General features: G+C 54.1%; 16 protein-coding genes. 4 read left to right on the plus strand and 12 right to left on the minus strand.

Translation table 11 applies throughout. From position 1 onward, the window contains the following. Positions 1 to 51: 51 nt before the first annotated feature. Positions 52 to 1434 (minus strand): adenylosuccinate lyase, encoded by a 1383-nt coding sequence (gene purB / locus ACZ5BW_RS11665; RefSeq protein WP_464540122.1) that lies wholly within the window; start codon positions 1432 to 1434, stop codon positions 52 to 54. A gap of 108 nt (positions 1435 to 1542) precedes the next feature. Between purB and ACZ5BW_RS11670 the strand changes: the two genes are divergently transcribed. Next, entirely contained in the window at positions 1543 to 2151 is a 609-nt protein-coding gene (locus ACZ5BW_RS11670) for a glutathione S-transferase (RefSeq protein WP_464540124.1), read from the plus strand. Between the two features lie 346 nt (positions 2152 to 2497). Here the strand turns inward: ACZ5BW_RS11670 and mnmA are convergent, their stop codons facing one another. Together mnmA and ACZ5BW_RS11680 are read right to left on the minus strand one after the other, a co-directional pair. Further along, positions 2498 to 3589: a tRNA 2-thiouridine(34) synthase MnmA gene (gene mnmA, locus ACZ5BW_RS11675; protein WP_464540126.1), complete on the minus strand. Its 1092-nt coding sequence runs from the start codon at positions 3587 to 3589 to the stop codon at positions 2498 to 2500. 1 nt (position 3590) lies between these two features. Next, positions 3591 to 4037, minus strand: coding sequence for an NUDIX hydrolase (locus ACZ5BW_RS11680; RefSeq protein ID WP_464540128.1), 447 nt, complete (start codon positions 4035 to 4037; stop codon positions 3591 to 3593). A 264-nt stretch (positions 4038 to 4301) separates the two neighbouring features. Here ACZ5BW_RS11680 and icd point away from each other — a divergent pair, with 264 nt between their 5' ends. Continuing rightward, positions 4302 to 5555 (plus strand): NADP-dependent isocitrate dehydrogenase, encoded by a 1254-nt coding sequence (icd, locus tag ACZ5BW_RS11685; protein WP_464540130.1) that lies wholly within the window; start codon positions 4302 to 4304, stop codon positions 5553 to 5555. Between the two features lie 187 nt (positions 5556 to 5742). On the opposite strand, the gene ACZ5BW_RS11690 is transcribed toward icd, so the two are convergent. Then, entirely contained in the window at positions 5743 to 5946 is a 204-nt protein-coding gene (locus ACZ5BW_RS11690) for a cold-shock protein (RefSeq protein ID WP_011381544.1), read from the minus strand. A 280-nt stretch (positions 5947 to 6226) separates the two neighbouring features. Between ACZ5BW_RS11690 and clpS the strand changes: the two genes are divergently transcribed. Together clpS and clpA are read left to right on the plus strand one after the other, a co-directional pair. After that, complete coding sequence (gene clpS / locus ACZ5BW_RS11695) at positions 6227 to 6535, plus strand: ATP-dependent Clp protease adapter ClpS (RefSeq protein WP_464540132.1); 309 nt, start codon at positions 6227 to 6229, stop codon at positions 6533 to 6535. A 1-nt stretch (position 6536) separates the two neighbouring features. Continuing rightward, positions 6537 to 8795 carry an ATP-dependent Clp protease ATP-binding subunit ClpA gene (gene clpA, locus ACZ5BW_RS11700; RefSeq protein WP_464540134.1) on the plus strand — a complete coding sequence of 753 codons (2259 nt, stop codon included), beginning with the start codon at positions 6537 to 6539 and terminating at the stop codon, positions 8793 to 8795. A gap of 198 nt (positions 8796 to 8993) precedes the next feature. Here the strand turns inward: clpA and ACZ5BW_RS11705 are convergent, their stop codons facing one another. The 8 genes from ACZ5BW_RS11705 to ovoA form a co-directional block, all read right to left on the minus strand. Then, positions 8994 to 9212 (minus strand): dodecin family protein, encoded by a 219-nt coding sequence (locus tag ACZ5BW_RS11705; RefSeq protein ID WP_464540136.1) that lies wholly within the window; start codon positions 9210 to 9212, stop codon positions 8994 to 8996. Positions 9213 to 9608: 396 nt separating this feature from the next. Next, positions 9609 to 12179 (minus strand): cyanophycin synthetase, encoded by a 2571-nt coding sequence (gene cphA / locus ACZ5BW_RS11710; RefSeq protein WP_464540138.1) that lies wholly within the window; start codon positions 12177 to 12179, stop codon positions 9609 to 9611. Positions 12180 to 12228: 49 nt separating this feature from the next. Then, the gene (locus ACZ5BW_RS11715; RefSeq protein WP_464540140.1) at positions 12229 to 14469 is read right to left on the minus strand and encodes a cyanophycin synthetase; all 2241 of its coding nucleotides are present in this window, start codon (positions 14467 to 14469) and stop codon (positions 12229 to 12231) included. A 384-nt stretch (positions 14470 to 14853) separates the two neighbouring features. Then, a complete protein-coding gene (locus ACZ5BW_RS11720; protein WP_464540142.1) occupies positions 14854 to 15333 on the minus strand; it encodes a cyanophycin metabolism-associated DUF1854 family protein in 480 nt (159 codons plus the stop codon). After that, entirely contained in the window at positions 15330 to 17672 is a 2343-nt protein-coding gene (locus ACZ5BW_RS11725; protein WP_464540144.1) for a cyanophycin metabolism-associated ABC transporter, read from the minus strand. Before ACZ5BW_RS11725 ends, ACZ5BW_RS11720 begins: the two co-directional genes overlap by 4 nt. Positions 17673 to 17947: 275 nt before the next feature. Further along, positions 17948 to 18823, minus strand: a complete 876-nt coding sequence (locus ACZ5BW_RS11730) for a DMT family transporter (RefSeq protein ID WP_464540146.1) — start codon at positions 18821 to 18823, stop codon at positions 17948 to 17950. Between the two features lie 111 nt (positions 18824 to 18934). Beyond that, positions 18935 to 20161 carry a MalY/PatB family protein gene (locus ACZ5BW_RS11735; RefSeq protein WP_464540148.1) on the minus strand — a complete coding sequence of 409 codons (1227 nt, stop codon included), beginning with the start codon at positions 20159 to 20161 and terminating at the stop codon, positions 18935 to 18937. Then, positions 20158 to 22269 carry a 5-histidylcysteine sulfoxide synthase gene (gene ovoA, locus ACZ5BW_RS11740; protein ID WP_464543701.1) on the minus strand — a complete coding sequence of 704 codons (2112 nt, stop codon included), beginning with the start codon at positions 22267 to 22269 and terminating at the stop codon, positions 20158 to 20160. Before ovoA ends, ACZ5BW_RS11735 begins: the two co-directional genes overlap by 4 nt. Positions 22270 to 22644: the final 375 nt, after the last annotated feature.

Consider the following 22644-nt stretch of genomic DNA (forward strand, 5'->3'; position numbering starts at 1 on the left):
TCGATAATGTGTGCAGGGGGCAGCTTGATAGAAAAAGAAAGGACGTGAAACTCAGTGTTCTACGCTGATTTTTCTCGCTAATGCAGCAGCGTTCCCCAGGTATGTTTCGGGTCTCAGTTCACGCAATCGTTTTTTTTCTGCATCAGGAAGAGCGAGACCATCAATAAACTGATGCAGTGCTGCCTGAGTGATGCCGCCTTTGCCGCGGGTCAGCTCTTTCAGCCGTTCGTATGAATCCGGCATGCCGTAACGGCGCATCACAGTCTGAATGGGCTCGGCCAGCACTTCCCAGGCATTTCTCAAATCCTCCTCCAGACGGCCTGGATTGATTTCCAGTTTGTCCAGCCCCCTGCTGCAGGAGTCATATGCCAGCAAAGTGTGCCCTAATGCCACACCCATGTTACGCAGCGCGGTGGAGTCAGTAAGATCGCGCTGCCAGCGCGATATTGGCAGTTTCTCGCTCAAGTGCCGCAGCAGCGTGTTGGCAATCCCGAGGTTGCCTTCGGAATTTTCAAAATCTATCGGATTGACCTTGTGCGGCATGGTTGAGGAACCCACTTCATCTTTTCGGGTTTTTTGCTTGAAGTACGCCAGCGAGATGTATCCCCATATATCGCGGTTGAAATCCAGCAGGATCGTGTTGATCCTGGCATAGGCATCGAACAGTTCAGCTATGGTGTCGTGCGGTTCAATCTGAGTGGTATAAGGATTGAATTCCAAACCGAGCTTTTCCACAAAATCCTGCGCAAATTTCTCCCATTCGAAGTCGGGGTACGCTGCCAGATGGGCGTTGTAATTGCCCACAGCGCCATTGATTTTTCCGAGAATAGCCACCTGCGCCAGGTGCCGGCGTCCCCGTTGCAAACGATAAGCGAAGTTGGCGAACTCCTTGCCCACCGTGGTCGGCGTGGCAGGCTGCCCATGCGTGCGCGCAAGCATGGGTACCTCGGCCAGTTCGTGCGCAAACCGGATGAGCCTGCCAATGATGTTGTCCAGCGCCGGCAACATGATGTCGTCGCGGCTGTGCATCAGCATCAATCCATGGGAAAGATTGTTGATATCCTCTGAAGTGCAGGCAAAATGAATGAATTGTTCGATTCTGCCAATCTCGGCATTTCCCGTTAACTGCTTGCGAAGCCAGTATTCCACGGCTTTCACGTCATGGTTCGTGCGCCCCTCGATGAGTTTGACCGCTTCGCCATCCCTCTCGGAGAAATCCGTTACCAAGGTATCGAGCTGCGCAACCGTATCTGCGGATAACGGCAGTGCTTCAGCAATGACGGATGCCTGGCTCAATGCCTTGAGCCATTCGATCTCAAGCTGGACGCGGTAACGGATCAGTGCCAGTTCACTGAAATAGGGCCTCAGTGCATCGACTTTGCCGTGATAACGGCCATCAAGGGGAGAGAGTGCGGTGAGAAAGGATGAATTCATAGCTTAGTTTCCGGCGAAATTTTAACACAGGTAGGCTTCGGTCCCGTTATGCCATGCAGTGCGGAAAGCCGATATAATGCGCGCTGACCACTCTCTTCAAGATTCGCCATGAAGCTTATTGGATCGCTTACCAGCCCCTACGTACGCAAGGCACGTATTGTCCTCGCCGAAAAGCACGTTGGTTATACCTTCGAACTGGATGTCCCCTGGAACGATGATAGCCAGGTACCCGACTACAACCCGCTCGGCAAGGTGCCAGTGCTGATCATGGACGACGGGACGAGCGTGTTTGATTCACGTGTGATCGTCGAGTATCTCGACAGTGTCAATCCCGTATCGCGTCTGATTCCGGACGGCAATCGGCGGCGCATCGCGGTAAAACGCTGGGAAGCGCTGGCGGACGGTATCTGCGATGCCGCTGCCGCCATTTTCCTGGAACGCAAGCGCAGCAAGACGCAGCAGAGTATGCAATGGATTTCCCGCCAGCAGAAAAAGGTTGAGGGAGGTCTGGAAGCGGCAGCAAGGGAACTCGGTGACAGAAAATGGTGCGATGGAAATGCCTATTCGCTGGCTGACATCGCGTTGGGCTGCGCGCTGGGCTATCTTGCTTTCCGGTTTCCGGAGATCAAGTGGCGGGAGAATTTTCCCAATCTTGCGGATCTTTCCGACCGCCTGGAAAAGCGACCTGCGTTCACGGAAACCGCTCCGCGGGACTGACAGCGATATTGCCATGATAAGATGGCGTCATACCTGCGGAAAGCGGGTATCCATTTTTACCTGGAGATAAATTTGGATTTCCACTTTCTTGGAAATGACGTTGTTACTCCCCCCAGATTCCACAGCTATATAGGTAGTAAGTAGCCTGTAAGATGGGTGGAGGCGGAAAGCGGCAACCCATCACCAGAATTCGATGGATTATGCTGTGCCCATCCATCCTACCCCTACCACCTCTGCTCCGTCTATCCTGCCTCTGTGCAAACGAAAGATAACAGGTAGGTGACGGGCAGATTCCGGAAAGTCAGCATGTGTGTCCGTCCATTGTCCATTTTATCTGCTTTCCCTCTCAATCATTCTGCATAGCGGTAATTACACCTCCCCCCAGGCACACTTTGCTTTCGTATACCACCACTGACTGCCCCGGGGCCACGGCCCACTGCGGCTGGGCGAACTCGATTTCGCATTTGTTGCGATCGAGGGAAGTGATCGAACAGGGGGCGTCCGGTTGGCGATAACGGATTTTGGCCGCGTACACCCAGTTGCAGCGAGGCATCTTGCCGCTCACCCATGTCAGGTCGGTTGCGGTAAGCGCGGGCCTGACCAGGTCGGGATGACCATGCCCCTGAACCACCGTCAGGATATTCCGCTTCACGTCCTTGTCCGAAACAAACCAGGGCTCGCCGTCTCCCCCCCTTGTTCCGCCTATGCCCAATCCCTGCCGTTGACCGATGGTGTAATACATAAGGCCGGCATGCCTGCCCATGACGTCCCCGGAAGGCGTCCGGATCTCGCCTGGATCGTTCGGCAAATAACGGTTGAGAAATTCGCGAAAGGGCCGTTCACCGATAAAGCAGATACCGGTGCTGTCCTTCTTGGAGAAATTGGGCAACCCGTGGTCTTTCGCGATGCTTCGCACATCCCGCTTATAAAGATGCCCGATGGGAAACAGTGTCCGGGACAACTGCGCCTGGTTGAGCCGGTAGAGAAAATAGCTCTGGTCCTTCGTTCCATCCTCACCCTTAAGCAGCTGGAATACGCCATCCGTATTGCGCACCTGGGCATAATGGCCTGTTGCAATATAATCCGCCCCCAGCCCCGCCGCATGATCCAGAAACGCCCTGAACTTGATCTCGGCGTTGCACAGCACGTCCGGATTGGGTGTCCGGCCTGCCTTGTATTCGGCAAGAAAATGGCTGAATACCCGCTCCTTGTATTCGGCGGAGAAATTTACCGCTTCAAGGGGAATTCCAATGACATCCGCCACTGATGCCGCATCTATCAAATCCTGTCGGGATGAGCAGTATTCGTCCGTGTCGTCATCTTCCCAGTTCTTCATGAAGAGACCGATTACTTCATACCCTTGCTGCTTCAGCAACAAGGCGGCGACAGAGGAATCCACGCCGCCGGACATTCCGACAACTACCCGTGCTTTGCTCATTTCAAGCCAAATGAGTAAGAATGTCGAGCGGACAACCCTTGCCCGCCAGGTGGTCTTCGATGCATTTCATGACGAGTGGGCTACGGTGGCAATAGGTCATGCTGCGGATTTCATCGATGCCGAACCAGTCAGCGCGTACGATCCCCGAATCCAGGTTACGGCCGGGATCGTGGTCGCTCACTGAACCGGAAAAAGCAAAGCGTATGAATGTCGTATCTTCCGCCGGGGAATGCCAGTGGTAAATGCCGAGTACGGATCGAGGGACAAACGTGTAGCCCGTCTCTTCCAGGGTTTCCCGTATCGCGCCATGGATGATGGACTCGCCCGGCTCCAGATGACCCGCCGGCTGGTTAAACAACAAACCGCCACTGGTTTGCTCTTCCACCAGAAGATATTGCCCGTCTTTCTCCACCACAGCTGCAACCGTCACATTGGGTTTCCAGATCATGATTTCGTTATTTCAACCGTTTTAATTATCAAATAGCGGAACGTGGATACAACCGGATACGGCGCAAAATGTCAGCCCCCTTTATTATAAGGGAAGCTGTCCTGCTGCTGCCGCCTGTAACGCTTTTCGGGATATATAGGGAAGGCCCGGGGGCAAAAGCAAGCGCTTCTGTCCGAAACGCGGTTAAAATGTACAAATTTTGCCGATCCGGTTCCGGCTTGTTCTGGATTATGGAACCAGTCCAGCTCAATAAATGGAGATAGCATGTATCAGCACATCAGCATACCAGCGGAAGGTTCAAAAATCAGCGTAAATCCGGATTTTTCCCTGAATGTGCCGGACAATCCGGTCATACCCTATATAGAAGGCGACGGGATTGGGGTGGACATTACGCCAGTAATGAGGAAGGTGGTGGATTCCGCTGTAGAAAAAGCTTATGGAGGCAAACGCAGGATTTCCTGGATGGAAATCTATGCCGGCGAGAAATCGACGCGGATTTATGGCGAAAATGTCTGGCTACCCGAGGAAACCCTGCAGGCGGCGAAAGAGTACGTGGTCTCGATCAAGGGGCCGTTGACCACCCCGGTGGGAGGCGGCATCCGCTCCATCAATGTAGCTTTGCGCCAGGAACTGGACCTGTACGTATGCCTTCGTCCTGTTCGCTATTTTCAGGGAGTCCCTAGCCCCCTGAAAAATCCGGAAAAAACCGACATGGTCATTTTTCGCGAGAACTCGGAAGACATCTATGCCGGTATTGAATGGGAAGCCGAGTCGGAAGGTGCAAAAAAAGTCATCGATTTTCTAATGAACGATATGGGCGTCACCAAGATACGCTTTCCCCAAACCGCAGGGATCGGCATAAAGCCGGTATCCCGGGAAGGAACCGAAAGGCTGGTGCGCAAGGCAATTCAGTATGCGATAGATAACGGACGACGCTCGGTAACCCTTGTACACAAAGGTAACATCATGAAATTTACCGAGGGTGCGTTCAAGAACTGGGGCTACCAGCTTGCAGCAAAAGAGTTTGGGGCAAGCCTGCTCGACGGCGGACCGTGGATGAAGTTGCCCGAGGACAAAGGCGGTATAGTGATCAAGGATGTGATCGCCGACGCTTTTCTTCAGCAGATTCTGCTGCGGCCGGAGGAATATGATGTCATCGCCACGCTGAACCTGAACGGCGATTACATTTCCGATGCTTTGGCCGCGCAGGTGGGTGGCATCGGAATCGCCCCTGGCGCAAATATGAGCGACTCTATAGCCATTTTCGAGGCGACCCATGGAACTGCCCCCAAGTATGCCGGCAAGGATCAGGTCAATCCCGGCTCCATCATTCTATCCGCGGAGATGATGCTGAGGCATATGGGCTGGGCGGAATCCGCTGATCTCATTACGCGGTCGATGGAAAAAACCATTCAGGATAAGATCGTCACTTATGACTTCGCCCGCTTATTGGCCGGCGCGCAAAAAGTCTCCTGTTCAGTATTCGGGCAGGCTCTGGTCGAAAACATGGCCAGTTGAAAACATGGCGCGTTGAAAATCTGCCGCCCTGGGGCCGGAAGGATACAAAAGCGCAAGTGTACTGCTGAGCTTGCGGCTTATCCTCGACAAGAAAAAGCCCCTTGCCGATTTACAGCAAGGGGCTTTGTATAATTCTGTGATGGATCACATGCTGCTCAGCGTGCTCGCACACCTCAGCATGAAATCTTTAAGCAGACTGAATATTTGATGCTTGCTTGCCCTTCGGACCCTGGGTAACCTCAAACGTTACTTTTTGACCTTCTTTGAGAGTTTTGAATCCGGACATATTGATCGCGGAGAAGTGCGCGAACAAATCCTCGCTTCCATCATCGGGTGTAATGAAGCCAAAACCCTTTGAGTCATTGAACCATTTTACTGTACCAGTTGCCATTATTGCTTCCTATAAATAAAACCGGGCCGGAAACCCGAACACTGTTTGAGTTTCAAGACCGCAAAACGGCTGTAACCGGTACTGCAGAGAACTTGAAGCCAAACGCCAAGAACTGTTTTACGCAAATCCATTGTTCAAGTCAAGTAGTCGGTCCCGTTATTTGGTAGAAATGCAACAGAAAATTTTTTAAAAGGTACTTGAATATTTCAGCGCAATCATCAAATATAAAGACTGGAAGTTGTTATATTTCCGTTTTAATTGAAGGCAAAAATACAGGATCATGGCTGCAGGAAATTATGGTGATGTTGTACTTGAGGCTAAAAAGAGTAAACTCAAGCCGCCACCAATGTTCAAGGTTATTTTGCTGAATGATGACTTCACGCCGATGGATTTCGTGGTGACTGTATTACAGACTTTTTTTTCCAAAAACCGAGAACAGGCGACACAGATCATGCTCAAAGTCCATATGGACGGAGCTGGAGTATGTGGGGTTTATCCCAATGATGTGGCTTCCACAAAAGTCGAGCAGGTAGTTGCATTTGCAAGGCAGCATCAGCATCCGCTACAGTGCGTGATGGAGGAGAACTGAAATGATTGCTCAAGAATTAGAGGTAAGTCTGCATATGGCATTCGTGGAATCGCGTCAGAAGCGCCACGAGTTCATTACGGTCGAGCATCTGTTACTGGCCCTGCTCGATAATCCGACTGCCGCAGAGGTATTGCGCGCCTGCTCGGTTGATATGGACGATTTACGCCGGCTGCTGACTGAGCATGTTACCGAAAACACGCCGACTGTGGGAGGGAGTGGAGAGGTAGATACGCAGCCTACTCTTGGTTTCCAGCGCGTTATCCAGCGCGCGATTCTGCATGTGCAGTCCTCGGGGAAAAAAGAAGTTACGGGCGCAAACGTACTGGTAGCGATATTTGGCGAAAAGGATTCTCACGCAGTTTATTTTCTTCATCAAAAGGGAGTAACCCGACTCGATGTCGTGAACTATATTTCTCACGGCATCAGCAAAGTTCCGCAGGGAACCAACGCCAAAACCGAAAGCGAAGGAGATACGGAGCAGGAAATGAATGCGGGGGGCGCGCTGGAAAGTTATGCGGTCAACCTCAACGCCCAGGCGCTGGCAGGCAAGATCGATCCGTTGATCGGGCGGGAGCGCGAACTGGAGCGCCTGATACAGACGCTGTGCCGCCGGCGCAAGAACAACCCGTTATTGGTAGGGGAGGCAGGGGTAGGCAAAACGGCTATCGCTGAAGGTCTGGCGCGGCGAATTATCGAGAACGACGTTCCCGAGATCCTTGCACATCATCAGGTCTATGCCCTCGATATGGGCGCATTGCTGGCGGGTACCAAATACCGGGGTGATTTTGAGCAACGCCTGAAGGCAGTGCTGAAACAGTTGCTCGAGAGCTCGAATGCCATACTGTTCATCGACGAAATTCACACCCTGATCGGGGCCGGGGCGGCTTCCGGGGGCACCCTGGATGCCTCCAACCTGTTGAAACCGATATTGAATACCGGGCAGCTGAAATGCATTGGCGCCACCACCTACAGCGAATATCGCGGCATCTTTGAAAAGGATCATGCGCTTTCGCGGCGCTTCCAGAAAATTGATGTGCCCGAACCGAGCGTGGATGAAACGGTTTCCATACTACGTGGCTTGAAAGCGCGCTATGAGGCGCACCACGGTGTCAAATATACCGCTACCGCGCTTACGACTGCTGCGGAATTGTCAGCGCGCTTTATCAACGACCGGCATCTGCCGGATAAGGCGATCGACGTGATCGATGAAGCCGGCGCGGCTCAGCGTGTTTTGCCGAAATCGAAGCAGCGCAAGGTAATCAGCAGGCATGAGATAGAAAGCATTATTGCCAAGATTGCGCGCATTCCGGCGCAGAATGTTTCCAGTGATGACCGCAACACCTTGAAGACGCTTGACCGTGATCTGAAAGCGGTTGTGTTCGGACAGGACAAGGCCATCAATGCGCTGACCGCGGCGATCAAGATGGCGAGAAGCGGCTTGGGCAATCCGCAAAAGCCGGTCGGTTCTTTTCTTTTTTCCGGCCCGACCGGAGTTGGCAAAACCGAGGTCGCGCGGCAGCTGGCCTATGCGCTTGGCATTCACCTGCATCGTTTCGACATGTCCGAATATATGGAACGGCACGCTGTTTCGCGTCTGATCGGCGCACCGCCGGGTTATGTCGGGTTTGACCAGGGTGGTTTGCTCACCGAGGCTATCATCAAGCAACCGTATTCCGTGCTGCTGCTGGATGAAATTGAAAAGGCGCATCCGGATATTTTCAATATCCTGCTGCAGGTGATGGATCACGGCACATTGACGGACAATAACGGCCGCAAGGCGGATTTCCGTAACGTCGTCATCATCATGACGACCAATGCCGGAGCGGAAGCCTTGAGCAAGGCTACTATGGGCTTCACCAAGGCCGCGCAGACAGGTGACGAGATGGCCGATATCAAGCGGATGTTTACGCCTGAGTTCCGTAATCGGCTGGATGCGATCATTTCCTTTGCACCGCTGGATAGAGAAGTGATTCTGCGCGTGGTGGATAAATTCCTGATGCAGCTTGAAACACAGTTGCAGGAGAAGAAAGTGGATGCGATATTCACCGATGCACTGAGAGAATATCTTGCCAGGAACGGCGTGGATCCCCTCATGGGCGCACGGCCGATGGCGCGTCTCATTCAAGACACCATACGCAGTGCCCTGGCGGATGAGTTACTGTTCGGACGTCTGGCCAATGGCGGCAGAGTGACTGTCGATATCGATGCCGATAGCAAGGTGAAGCTTCAGTTTGAGGAAGAAGCAGCGGCAGCGATATAAACTCGATTCATCAGGGCAGAAAAAACAAAGGAGACGCAGAAATCCGCGCCTCCTTTGTTTTTGTCTTTTTTACTTTGCCTCGGCTGTTGTCCCGATTATTCTTCGCGCGCTGATTCAGCGAGACCAGCGGCATCCCGGTCCATCTAACTCTATGAGCCCCCTATGAGCTCCTTATGCCTCATGGTGCCGGAAAGTCGGTTATTTACCGGTCTCGTATTTAAAAGACAGACTTACCCTCGCACGATAAGCCACCACCTTGCCGTTTTCAACCACCAGATCCAGCTTCACTATTTCAGCAACGCGTAAGTCTCTCAATGTCTTTGATGCTGTTTCCACGGCGTTCCTGGCGGCGTCTTCCCAGGAAGTCGTGCTGGTTCCGATTATCTCCGTTATTTTGTAAACGCTATCTCCAGCCATGAAATTCTCCTTCGTAGGTGAACAACATAAACTCAGCACCGGGCAAACTGGTATCTCTACTGACGTGATTTTCAGTTTAGGTTCAATTTTTGCGGATTGCAACCGGGAAGGAGCTAAAACTGCCCACTCTCCCCGAAATAATGCGGATTTCGAGAGCAAATGGGGGGGAAGTGGCAACGTCTCCAGCAATTAGCTAGCCCTTAATCCTTCGACAAGCCTGTCCTGAGCTGCGTTCGCACTTTCGATCCTTCATCAAGCTCAGGATCGGGCGAACGGAGAAGAAGGACTCGACGTTTTTGCGTAAAACCGGAGTAAGAAACCCCGGAGTAAGAAATCCTTGAAACGCTCGGATCAAGAGGTATTCCGCGAGGCTTCGGGGAATGGACAACTCCCCTATCAGCCAGCCACCACCCGCTTGGTGATGTATCCAAGCGCTTCATCCACCTGATCGATGAGAATAAGACACAATTCTCCCTCTTTCAGATCGTCAAATGCGGCGTCAATGGCTCCAAACTCCCCGTAGATTTCCTTGATCTTCCGGGTGCGTTTAGCCTTTTCCAGGCCCTGCCGCAGCAGGCTCAATACCTCCCCATTCGCGCGTCCGCGCTGGCACTGATCCTGATAAAGCACCACTTCATCGAAAGCATCTCCCAATATTTCCGTCTGCCGTCGAATATCCTCATCACGTCGATCGCCAGCACCGCTGATAACCACAGAACGCCGTTTCGCCGGAATTTTGTCGATCGCATTTACAAGTGCGCGAATCGCATCGACATTATGGCCGTAGTCAGCAATAAGTGTAGCGCCGCGATGAGTGAAGAAATTGAAGCGGCCGGGGGCGGTTTGCATGTCACTGACAAAATTCGCGAGACCGCCGCGAATGATCTGCCAGTCGAGACCCAGCGCCCAACCCGCTGCGACGGCCGCCATGGCGTTTTCAATCTGGAATGCGATCGCGCCATTCTGTGTCACAGGGATGCCTGCAAACGGAAGGCGATATTCGAAATTGCCTTCCGCAGCGATGATTGCGTCGCCATCCACATAAACGATACGTTTACGTTGAGCGCGATGCTTCGCGATCACGGGATTATCTGGATCGCGCGCAAAAAAAGTGACCTTGCCAGGGCAATGAGCGGCCATGCCTGCCACAAACGGATCAGCCGCATTCAGCACTGCCACACCCGTCCCGGGCTTCACATTCTGCACGATAATGCGTTTGACGGCGGTCAGATCTTCCACGGTATTGATGTAGGAAAGACCGAGGTGATCACCGACTCCGATATTGGTAACCACTGCGACATCACAACGATCGAAAGCCAATCCTTCGCGCAGCAGACCACCTCTCGCAGTTTCAAGCACTGCCGCGTCCACATCCGGATGAAGAAGCACTTTTCTTGCACTCTTGGGACCGCTGCAATCGCCGGTGTCGATACGCTGCCCCTCGATATAGACGCCGTCCGTGCTTGTCATGCCAACGCGCAGACCCTGACAATCAAGAATATTGGCAATCAGCCTGACGGTAGTCGTTTTACCGTTGGTGCCTGTGACCGCCACTACCGGGATGCGGGCATCATCACCCTTCTTGAACATGTTTGCAATGATCGCCTCTCCCACCGCACGCCCTTTGCCGAAGGAAGGCTGCAAATGCATGCGCAAACCCGGTGCTGCATTGATTTCGATAATGGCGCCTTGTCCCTCCAAAGGTCTGGACACGCTTTCGCAGACAACATCTACTCCACAGATATCAAGGCCAATCATCTGCGCAGCTTCGCCCATACGCGCCGCAAATTCAGAATGAACTTCGTCGGTAACATCTGTCGCCATTCCACCGGTCGAAAGATTCGCATTATTCCTGAGAACCACTCGCGTGCCCGCTGGGGGCACGGATTCCGATGTCAGACCCTGAGTTGCAAGGTGGGCAAGAGCGATTTCATCCAAATGGATTTTTGTAAGCGCGTTGGCATGTCCCTCACCGCGTCGCGGATCACTGTTGATCTGTTCCACCAATTCTCCAACCGTGTGAATCCCATCCCCTGCAACCTGGGGTGGCTCACGTCGTGCTGCGGCGACCAGCCTGTTGCCGATTACCAGCATGCGATAGTCGTGGCCGGGAATGTAGCGCTCAACCATTACTTTTCCAGTGACTTCAACTGCAACGGCATACGCTGCTTCCACCTGTTCGCGGCTCACGAGATTCACGCGGACTCCCCTTCCCTGATTGCCGTCCTGCGGCTTGACGACGACAGGACTGCCGATTTCACAGGTCGCCACCCATGCATCCTCCGCACTTGTAACCGGCCTTCCGGGTGTGACAGGTACGCCGGCAGCATCCAGCAAGAATCGGGTAAGCTCCTTGTCCTGCGCAACCGACTCGGCTACCAGGCTGGTGAGGCAGGTTTCTGCAGCCTGAATACGCCGCTGCCTGCTACCCCAGCCGAATTGCACCATGCTGCCATCAGTCAACCGGTGGAAGGGAATGCCGCGGGCAACCGCTGCCCGCACTACTGAACCGGTGCTCGGCCCCAGGCGTATGTCCTCATAGAGCTCACGCAGATGCTGCAGAGCATCGGCCAGATTGAAAGGGGTATCTGCGATAGCCGCGCTGCACAGAGCTTGTGCAAGATCAAAGGCGAGCCTGCCAACCGCCTCTTCGCTGTATTCCACGACGATCTGATAGATGTCGGCTTCAAGCGTCGGAGCGGTCTTGCTGAAAGCCACCGGACAACCCACCTGTATTTCCAGTCCGAGTGCAGCGCGCTCGAGCGCATGCGCAAGCATTTCCGCTTCAGGGCAAGATGCGGTTCGAAGCAAATCGATTTGCGGGAATCGTGCATACAGGCGATCCAGAAAACCCGGCATGCCGCCCGGCAGGAATTCAGGAGTGTCGCAGGAAACGACTGCCTCTATGGCTGTCTGACGGCTCCACAAATTGGGCCCGCGCAAAGCGCGGAGACGTGATACTTGCATCGGCAGTTCTCCTAGCGTTTCTTATTCAGCGGAGGTTTACTGATTCTTTTTACGCCTTGTTAAACGCGTGAAAGTTTCCAATCCCCGCGCGTATGACGGCCAGGTCGATGCCGAGTGACCATGCGGCGGCTACTGCCGCGAGTACATTTTCGACCTCCAAAACATCCTGCCCGTTACATGTAACCGGAACATCGTTCAATTTACTCAGTAGCAGTTCACCGGACCCGTCAACAAGGAAAATTTCTCCGTTTCGAACCGTTACCGCCCGTTTGCCTTGAACGCCGTTTATACCAGCGGTACCGTGTAAACAATGCTCTTTTATTACCGGAAGATCGGAATCCAGGCTGAAGTAAATAATTTCCCCATTGCACAGCGCAGCCATTTCCACCAGCATCGACTCCCTGGCGTTGAGCACTGCCACACCTGCGGGCACGACTACATCGACTTGGGTACGCAACAGGTCGAAGACCTGTTTGGGGGTTTCGAGATATTTTCCATAATGACGGGTCAACTCCACATTGGTAACGATGCCGACATGACAACCATCGTAGGCCAATCCCTCGCGCAGCATGCTGTCACTGCCGTTTTCAAAAACCGCTGCCTCGATTGACCGGTTCATGAGAATGTTGCGCGCTGTCTTCCAGTTGGCCTGATCACCTTTTTTCACTTGCCTGCGGTCAAGATAGAAGCCGTCGCTGCATGCCAGACCCGTCTGCTTTCCGGATAGCACGAGCAGTTGAGCAATGAGATGAGCCAGATTGGTTGTACCATAACTGCCGGTAATACCTACAATCGGAATGCGGCCGTCCTCGTGGCTCGGGAAGAGATGCTCGACGATTGCTTCACCGACCGGACGCGGGGTACCGATAGCGGGCTTGATGTGCATCAGCAAACCGGGCCCCGCATTGACTTCGACAATGGCTCCGCCCTGTTCTGCAAGCGGCCGCGCGATATCCGTGGCGACAAGATCGATGCCCGCAATATCCAGGCCGACAACACGCGCCGCCAGCGAAGCTGCCGCCGCCGTACTGGGATGCACCTCGTCGGTAACATCGAAAGCATGATTACCGTTACGCTGAATGATGATTTCCTGTCCGGCAAGGGGTATTGAATCCGTGGTGAAACCTTGCCGCAGGAGTTCCATTATCGTTACCCCATCCACACTGACCGGATTCAGCGGATACTCTTCACTTTCCCCCCGGCGGGGATCAGAGTTGATCTGCTGCTGGATCAGTTCGTTTATGGTGGAAATCCCATCGCCTGTAACCGAAACGGAATCACCCCGGCTTGCGGCGACAAGACGGTCCCCGACTACCAGCAGACGGTGTTCCGTACCGGGAACATAACCCTCAACCAGGACACCGCTGCCCTCTTCCAGAGCTACCCTATAAGCGGACTCGATTTCTTCACGCTTGCTCAACTCGATAAAAACACCGCGTCCATGATTTCCGTCACACGGTTTGATCACCACCGGCAGACCGATTTCCTGCGCCGCTTCCCATGCATCCTCAGCGCTGTGAACGATGCGGCCTTCAGGGATGGCGACACCGCACGATTGCAGCAGCACCTTGGTCAGATCCTTATCGCGCGAGATGCTTTCTGCAATTGCGGGAGTGCGGTCCGTTTCGGCTGTCCAGATGCGCTGGCTTCGGATGCCATAACCCAGCTGTACCAGATTGCCTCTGGCAAGAAGGCGAATCGCCGGAATGTTGCGGCTGGCGGCAGCTTCAACAATGCAGGCAGTGGATGGCCCCAGCCACAGCGAATCGACCATACCGCGCAGACGCGCAACAGCGCCTCTCACATCGTAAGGTTCGTTCCCCGGCGAATAATCCATTGCCGCAAGCAGCAATTCCCTTGCTGCTGCGAGAGCATTGCGCGCGATATCCTCATGCCAGGCGCTCACAGCCACCTTGTAGACACCGCGCAAGGATGTTTCGCGCGCCCGACCGAAGCCGCCAGGCATTCCCGCCAGATTTTGCAGTTCAAGCGTAACGTGCTCGAGAATATGGCCAGTCCAGGTACCTTCCTTTAAACGGCGCAGAAATCCGCCCCGCTCTCCATAGCTGCAGCGGTGCTCAATGAGCGAAGGAAGCCAGGAAGACAGGCATTCATAGAAACCAGGGATTGTGTCGGAGGGAAAGTCTTCGAGTTCCCCGATATCGACAATGGCTTCAAGTACGGGACGAACACTCCAGATATTGGGTCCGTTGAGGTGGCGTATTTCAATAAACTTGATATCTCGATTTACCGCTATGTAGTCAGGTGTGGTATCTGCGTAAGCCAGCATAAAGTGAGATTCTCACAAGAAATAAGGTAAGGTTGAACTAACGCGGCTGACTACAATAGGTTTACAACCAGATAAATTAATATGAAAAGCAAATGATTTTCTCACGAGCGTCTCGCTTTCAGTACGGAGTCCCCATCCGCAAGAAATCAAGCATGGATTATGCCAGCTAAAATAATCTTTGCAAAACAGTTATTTGGAGCAGGAAAAGAGCCTATTCTGTCGCCATTTGCCGACAATCGGTTTCCCGGCGAAAATATGCCGTTGATATCACGCAATGTTATATGTCTCCTGTCAGCGACAGGCTTTGCAGAGGGGTGCTGTAAGCACGCAACTGCGAAACAATGCTCCAACTGCAAGTACCGGAATCGCTACCCTGGCTTTGAATCAGAGGAAGCGGTCGAGAACCTTTCGGCTGTGATGATCGAGCGCCGTACGGTCGCGTATCAGGAAATTGATGTTCTGGCTGTCGGTGATCAGCAAAGCGATTGGAGTCAGACGGCGAATGTATTCTTCGCCCTTGAGCACGAACGACGTAGCACCGCGGTCGGTTTCAACCCGCCAGGTGCTGGGGGTGGCAAAACTTGAAACTGCCTCGATGCGTTTGATTTCCGGCATGAACTCCCGGTTGGCAAGATCCGTTTCAACATGCCTGCGCGTCTCATCGGGAAGGTCGCTCAACACCTCGATCCACGCCAGCTCATGGCCATCCGTATCGACCAGCGAGATACCGCGGCAGGGAGCGGTAATGGGAAAAGCCCGTACCGGAACCACACCCTCTCGTACCTCCCCGTTCGCTCCGGTAAACACCAGTCGTCCAAAGGCATTGCGGCTCAGGGAGTAGTATAAGGGCGCTTTTTCCGTCATTCCCGGCCACCTTCAGCCCTTGGCTCCGGGCTCAGCCTGCGCAGATCGTCCTCTGTGTCCACATTACGCACTTGCGCCTGGTAAAGCCGGTAATAATGCCCTTCACGCGCCATGAGTTCATCATGATTGCCTATTTCGATAACGCTTCCGCGGTCAAGCACGATAAGCCGGCTGGCATCGCGCAACGTGGAGAGCCGGTGGGCAATCGCGATGGTAGTCCGACCGCGCACCAGGTTTTCGAGCGCTTTCTGGATCTCTTTCTCGGTGGTCGTATCCACGGAGGATGTCGCTTCATCCAGTATCAGAATACGCGGATCGATTAGCAGTGCCCTTGCAATTGATATGCGCTGCCGCTCTCCGCCCGAGAGCGCCTGCCCCCGTTCGCCGACCAGGGAGTCATAGCCGTGCGGCAGGCGGAGAATAAACTCATGCGCATGCGCGGCTCGTGCGGCGGCAACAATTTCCTCCTGCGTCGCGTTCGGTTTGCCGTAGGCAATATTCTCGGCAATGGTACCGAAAAACAAAAAGGGTTCCTGAAGAACAAGCCCGATATGCTTGCGGTATTCCGCGACCGGGAGTGCGCGTATATCCACCCCATCCAGCAGGATTGCGCCTTCCGTCACATCGTAGAAGCGGCAGATGAGATTGACGAGCGTGCTCTTGCCTGAGCCGCTGTGCCCTACCAGACCCACCATTTCACCCGGTTCGATCGTAATATTGATATCGTGCGTGACCGCGCGGGTACCGTAGCGGAACCCGACATTTCGCAGCTCGATACGCCCGTCTACAGCAGGCAGGTGCACAGGGTGGGCCGGCTCCGGAACGCTGGAAACGTGGTCGAGAATTTCGAAGATGCGCTTGGTGCCGGCAGCGGCCTTTTGCGTAAACGAGACGATGCGGCTCATCGAGTCCAGCCGGACATAGAAACGGCTGATGTAGGTGAGAAAAGCCGCCAGCACGCCTACCGTGATTTCATCTTTTGATACTTGCCAGATACCGAAAACCCACACCACCAGCAAACCGATCTCGGTCAGCAGCACGACCGTTGGCGTAAACATCGACCAGACCTTATTGACCCGGTCATTGACTTCTCGGTTGCGTTCATTGGCGGCGCGAAAGCGGGTTGCCTCCCGCTTCTCCTGTGCAAACGCCTTCACCACCCGCACGCCGGGGATGGTATCGGCAAGCACGCTGGTCAACTCGGCCCAAACGCGATCGACCTTCTCGAACCCGGTCCGCAACTTATCGCGAACCAGATGGATCAACCACGCGATGATCGGCAATGGCGTCAGCGTGACCAGCGCGAGCCACGGCTCGATCGAGACCAGGATAACGGTCGTCATGCCGATCATCAGCACGTCGGTCGCGAAATCGAGCAGGTGCAGCGACAGGAAAATGTTGAGACGATCTGTTTCCGACCCAATGCGCGCCAGGAGATCGCCAGTGCGCTTGCCGCCAAAATAGGCATGTGAGAGTTTGAGAAGATGCTCGAAAGTGGCTGTGCGCAAATCAGCGCCAATGCGCTCGGAAACCAGTGCGAGCACGTAAGTACGCGCCCACCCCAGTCCCCAAGCCAGAATCGCGGCTCCGAGCAGTCCGGTCAGATAAAAGCTGACCAGTTCAACGTCAATCGGCTTGCCGTTCTGATAGGGAATCAGTACGTTGTCCATCAGGGGCATGGTCAGGTACGGAGGCACCATCGCCGCTCCCGTGCTGCCGAGCGTCAGAAGAAAACCGGCAAAAAGCCTCCACTTGTAGGGTCTGGCGAAACGCCACAAGCGTAACAGGGTCCAGGTAGAGGGGGGCGCGTGTACTTGCTTGCGGCACGCTTCGCACTCCTCCTGCCCCGGAGCCAGGGGGATATCCAGTATCCGGTGACACTTGGGGCAGAGAATCTGTACAGGTAAAGGGCGAAACTCCCCTGTCAAGTGATAATGAAGTTGCTCACGGAAATTATCGATCAGCCGGCTGGCCGCAGCATCCCTCCCCAATGTGTAGCGCCAGCGTGCAAGCAGCGCGTTCTCATCGAAGAGTTCAAGGCTGCCGACACCTGCATGATCGCTGCGCACAAGCGTCAGTCCGGATCGGTAGTTCCACTCCTGCCACGTTGCCGACTCCTCCGCTCCCACCTTAACGAGCAGACGTTTATTGGTGACGACTACAAGTCCAGGATCAAAATGCAGTCGGCCATTGAGGTCAGTTTCGAGCCATGCCGCCACCTTTTCTTCCCTGGAAAGCTGGGATTCAACAGCCGCAATCCAGGCAGCCGGCAGAGCAGGCGCCCCTGCGTCTGACAGCATGTCATCGGGAGAAATCGGCGAAAGACCGGATTCCGGCATTACTCTATATAGGGGAATCAATATCAGATATTCAAAAATAGCGAACAGGAGCGGTTCTGTCTCTTCGTTCGCCCCAGTTCGCGACAGGCATCTTTGCCTCGCTTTGAGGCGTCATCGTTCAAGAACAATTCGCAGAGCGAGATTCACATGTACACGAGCACAATGACGCAGCTCCTCCACCCCGAAACCCGAGTATGGTCGGCTGGAGTATCAGATAGTGCTCATTATGCCCTTATCGGGATGCTGTGTCTGAGCATTTACTCCCCGTCCAATATTTATGCCTGGCGCGCTCCTAGCACAGCGCCTACGGTAACCGCCCCCAATCCAGCCAGAGTGAGCAGAGACAAGGGTTCTCCCAGGACAGGCACGGCCGCCAATGCGGATACGACGGGCACGAATGCCATCAGCAGGGCGACCGTTTGCGACCCGAGGCGACGCACGGCGAACGTATAGAGCAGCATCGCGATAAAGACGACCAGCACGCCCTGATATGCTGCCTGAATGATGATTTCGCGAACAGAGGCCTGTGCGAGATTGCTGGGCAGAAATAACAGCCAAACGGGCAGGTAAATTGCCGCGCTGCCCAGGGTGGTCGTTACAGTAGCAGCAAGCGGCGGCATCGGATAGCGCGCAAGCAGCAGCGTGAATATCGCCCATAATGAGGACCCGCAAAGAAATAGCACGTCACCGAGAATCTGCGTGGAAGATACATGTGTTCCGAGTGAGAGCGAGTCAGCGGCGGTCAGCAGGATGCCGACAAAAACAATAAGCAGCGCCATCTGGCGCGCGCCTGTAAATCTTTCGCCGAACCACAGCCACGCAATAATCGCAGTCAGAAAAGGCAGTGTGCCGGGCAACAGAACGGAAGCATGAGCTGCCGGCGCCCAGCGAAAGGCAGCGTATACCACCGCAGCGTAACCGATGCCGCCGAACAGCGAGAACAGGGCTATCACCTTGAGTGGGGGCAGCAGGATTCGCGGCAAAAAAAAGACGGCGATCGAAGCGCCTACTCCGAATCGCAGCAGGGCAATATCCCAGCTTGTCAATGTGCCCATTCCTCCGTATCGGCTGACGAGAATGAAGCCGGTCCAGATGCATATGGAAAAGAAGACCGCTATCCAGCCGCTCCAGGATTTGAGTGCTTCGCTCATGTATTGAAACAGCGCTCGTTATTGTCTGGTTGTTCTTTGTTGCGGCTGTTTCATGAGTACGAGCGGAGCTTCCCTTCCTGGGAAAACAGAACTGCCGGAACCTCCATACGCTCAGGCGCTCCCCTGCTTCGCTTTGTGCACAGCTTTTCTGATGCTTTCAAGTGCTGCTTCAATGATGCTACGGGGAGCACCGATATTCATGCGCATGAAACCGCTGCCTTCTTCGCCAAACAAAGTGCCCGGACTCATGCCGATACCCGCTTCATGCACAAAAAAATGCCTGAGCTGGATATCAGTCATCCCCAATGTGTTCATCAGCTCGTGGCAATCAAACCAGAGCAGATACGTGCCTTCGGGGTCGATGAGGTGGATTTCCGGGAGGTGGATCTCCAGATACTCTGAGACAAAATCACGGGTTTTCTGTAGATAAACCAGCAATTCATCCAGCCAGACTTCACCTTCCCGATAGGCTGCCTCGAAAGCAGCAATGCTGAAAGGATTGGATGCGCTGACATGCAGGATATCGAACGTCCGCGCAAGCTCTTCCCGATGCCTGGAATCCGGCACGACGAGAGCGGAAAGATTCAATCCGAGAATGTTGAATGTCTTGCTGGGGGCGACAGCTGTTATGACACTCGCCTTGCTTCCGGCCCATGCTTTCGCCAGCCGTGAGAGCATATGATGCCTGGCTTCGGGATAAACCAGATCAGCGTGGATTTCGTCGGAAAATACCACGAGGTTGTGTTTATCCGCTATCCGCAGGATGCGTTCGAGCTCCCCCCTGCTCCACACCCTGCCGACGGGATTATGCGGTGAGCATAACAGCAGGACACGCGCGCCTTGCGCGCATTGCTCGAGATGATCGTAATCGATCTCATAATGGCCATTCCGCAACCGCAGCGGATTCTGTACGAGTTGCCTGCCGGTACTGGTGACGGCAGAAAAAAAGGGGAAATATACCGGCGGCTGCACGATAACCGGTTCTCCGGGTTGCGCAAAGGTCATGATGGCGGCATGCAACGACGGAACCACGCCGGGGCACATCATGATCCAGTCTCGCTCGATCTCCCAGCCATGACGACGCCTCAGCCAATCAATCAGCGACTCATACAAACTGTCGGGAAAGACAGTGTACCCATACACCGGATGGGCGGCGCGTCGGGAAAGCGCTTGGGTGACCGCGGCTGGAGCGGCAAAATCCATGTCCGCGACCCATAGGGGAATCACTCCCGCTGCGCCAAACATGCTTTGGCGCTTGTCGTATTTCAGGCTGGCTGTCCCGGTCCGGTCGATTTCCTTATCAAAATCCTGGTTTCCGATAGATGAGCTTCTATTCAAGCAACTCTCTCCCAGATTGTTACTTCCGAGAGCGTATGCTGGAATTTACGGCGTGTTTCGCGAATGACAAATGGAACTTCCGTGGGCCCCTGAATCAGCTTGAAGTGGGTACCCAGAATTTCTTTCAGGCCATCGAGCGTTCCGAAACTTTCACCATCCCGCTTGAAGCCGCCGATCCAGGCTTCCCGCTTGGTATGTTCCTCCAACCAGGTATAGGGAGAGGCAATCAGCAGAATACCGCCGGGATTGAGGCGCGTATGTATGGATGTGAGCAGTTTGGCCGGATCATAAAGGCGGTCTATGAGATTCGCCGCGAGGATCAGGTCATAACCCGTATAGAGCGGCTTGAGATTACAGGCATCGCCCTGATAAAACGCCACCTTATGCCTGACGTTATCGAGGCCCAGTCCACTCAGCGTCCGCTCCCGGTAAAAGACCAGATCACCTTCATCGGCCAGGGTATAGCGCAATACCCCTTGCGACGCCAGCTGAACTCCCTGCCCAATGAAGCGGGCGGAGAAATCGACTCCTGTCACTTCATCGAAATGTCGCGCCAGTTCAAAGGCAGCCCGCCCCGATGCGCAGCCCAGATCGAGCACCTTGCGCGCCGGCTTGTCCCCCATGGCGGCAATAGCGAGCTCGGCCAGCGCTTTCGGAAAATTTGGCACACCGAAATAGGTCTCTCCATAATGAAATTCCGCATATTCGGAGAGCAGCTTGTCGGTTTCGTAGTGCGAGCCATGCTGAATCGCCGGGGCAGCGCCGACCACATAACGAAAACCCGCGTGCTGAAAGAAATGGCGCCGGAACGCGTAACGTGAGTTCTTCAGGGATTCGTTGCCGCAGGAAATCCAGGACCCTCCTTTGATAAGGTTGTGCCTGCCATCGAAAGTCGGGGTTGTGAAATCATCATAGTGGGGATGAACATCAAAGCCGTCGAAAGGATAAATGGGCGTTTCGGTCCACTGCCACACATTCCCGACCACATCGTAAAAATCGCCCTGAGCAAATTCGTTGACAGGGTGGCTGGATGCACCATGATCGAGATGAATGTTGGCTTCGGCTGGTGCGGCAGCCAGAACCTCGGATAATCCCGCCACCTCATAGAGACGGTACCATTCATCCTCTGTCGGGAGGCGATAAGGCTGGTCGCTCACGGACGCTTTCCAGTTACAGAAGGCCTTGGCTTCGTGATAATTCACCTCCACGGGCCAATCCCAGGGCATGGGAACTTCCTTGGTCATCAGACGCAACTCCCATTCGACGCCTCGCCGGATCCAGAAGGTGGGATGCTTCGCGGCAGCATGCTTCAGCCAGGCGCGCCCTTCCTCTTCCCAGTAACTTTCGGCTCCATACCCATTTGCTTCGACAAACTCCAGGAATTCCTGATTGCTCACCAGGTACTTGCCGGCTTCGAAGGCTGTAATGTCCGCAATATGCGTACCGTATTCGTTATCCCATCCGTAGAAAGGATCATCTTTCTTCTTCCCAAGCTGCACGGTGCCTTCCGGTACCTTCACCAACTGATTGTCAGGCGCGGGTCCGGTTTTACGATAGGGCTCCCAGGCAGGATGGGGCACGACGTATTCCAGCGCATGCTGCCGGATAAGGACTGACGAAGTTTCGAGATGAATGCGCTCGTGTTCGATACCCATCATGATCGTCCACCAGGGGCTGTCCCAGCCGATGGGCAGGGTCAGGGGTGTTTCATGAATAAGCTGGTCGATGACTTCCCGCATTCTTCTGCGATAGGCTCGCACCTCTTCGACAGAAGGCCAATCGTAATGCGTCGTATCCAGATCATCCCAGCTCATTTCATCGACACCCACTGCGAACATCGATTCCATTTTTGGGTTGATACGTTCAGTGATCAGACCCGCGAGCAGCAGTTTATTTGTAAAGAAGGTGGCCGTATGGCCGAGGTAGAATATGAGCGGGTGACGCAAAGAAATGGGTTTTTTGAAGTAGGCTGCATCTCCCCGCAACGTTTCGAAGAGTTGCTCGTAACGGTCCAGCGTGGAATGAAAGTATTCGCGTATTTCCTCGCGCTTTGCCGCAGCATTATCACCTGTAAGAACAGGAGTTCGGGAAAAGAGTTGTTTGGGCATTACACGCAACTTGGGGTTTTCGGAAGCAGATTGAACAGCTGTGGTTGTTTTCTTTGCATTCAAATTCATGTTCACCCTCGGTTATGGATATAGCCTCTCAATATAAAATAAACGAAGTGTACACCCGGATACATTGCCTCACTATTGCCAGGAATCATGGATCAGAGAACTCAGCACTGAAAAACATGACAGCACACAGTGAAGAGGAGTTTCTCCTGAATTGCTGACGCTCGGCCGCCTGATGCTTCATACCGCGGTACCGCGTAAAAAGACCTGAGGTTACTTCCTTCAACCCTTCGCACTTCGGGCACTTGGATATTCTGGTTTATTCTGGTGCTTTCGATTGCCCTGGCAAGCCCGAGTTCCACATTTATT

It is taken from the genome of Nitrosospira sp. TNL300 (assembly GCF_055385915.1).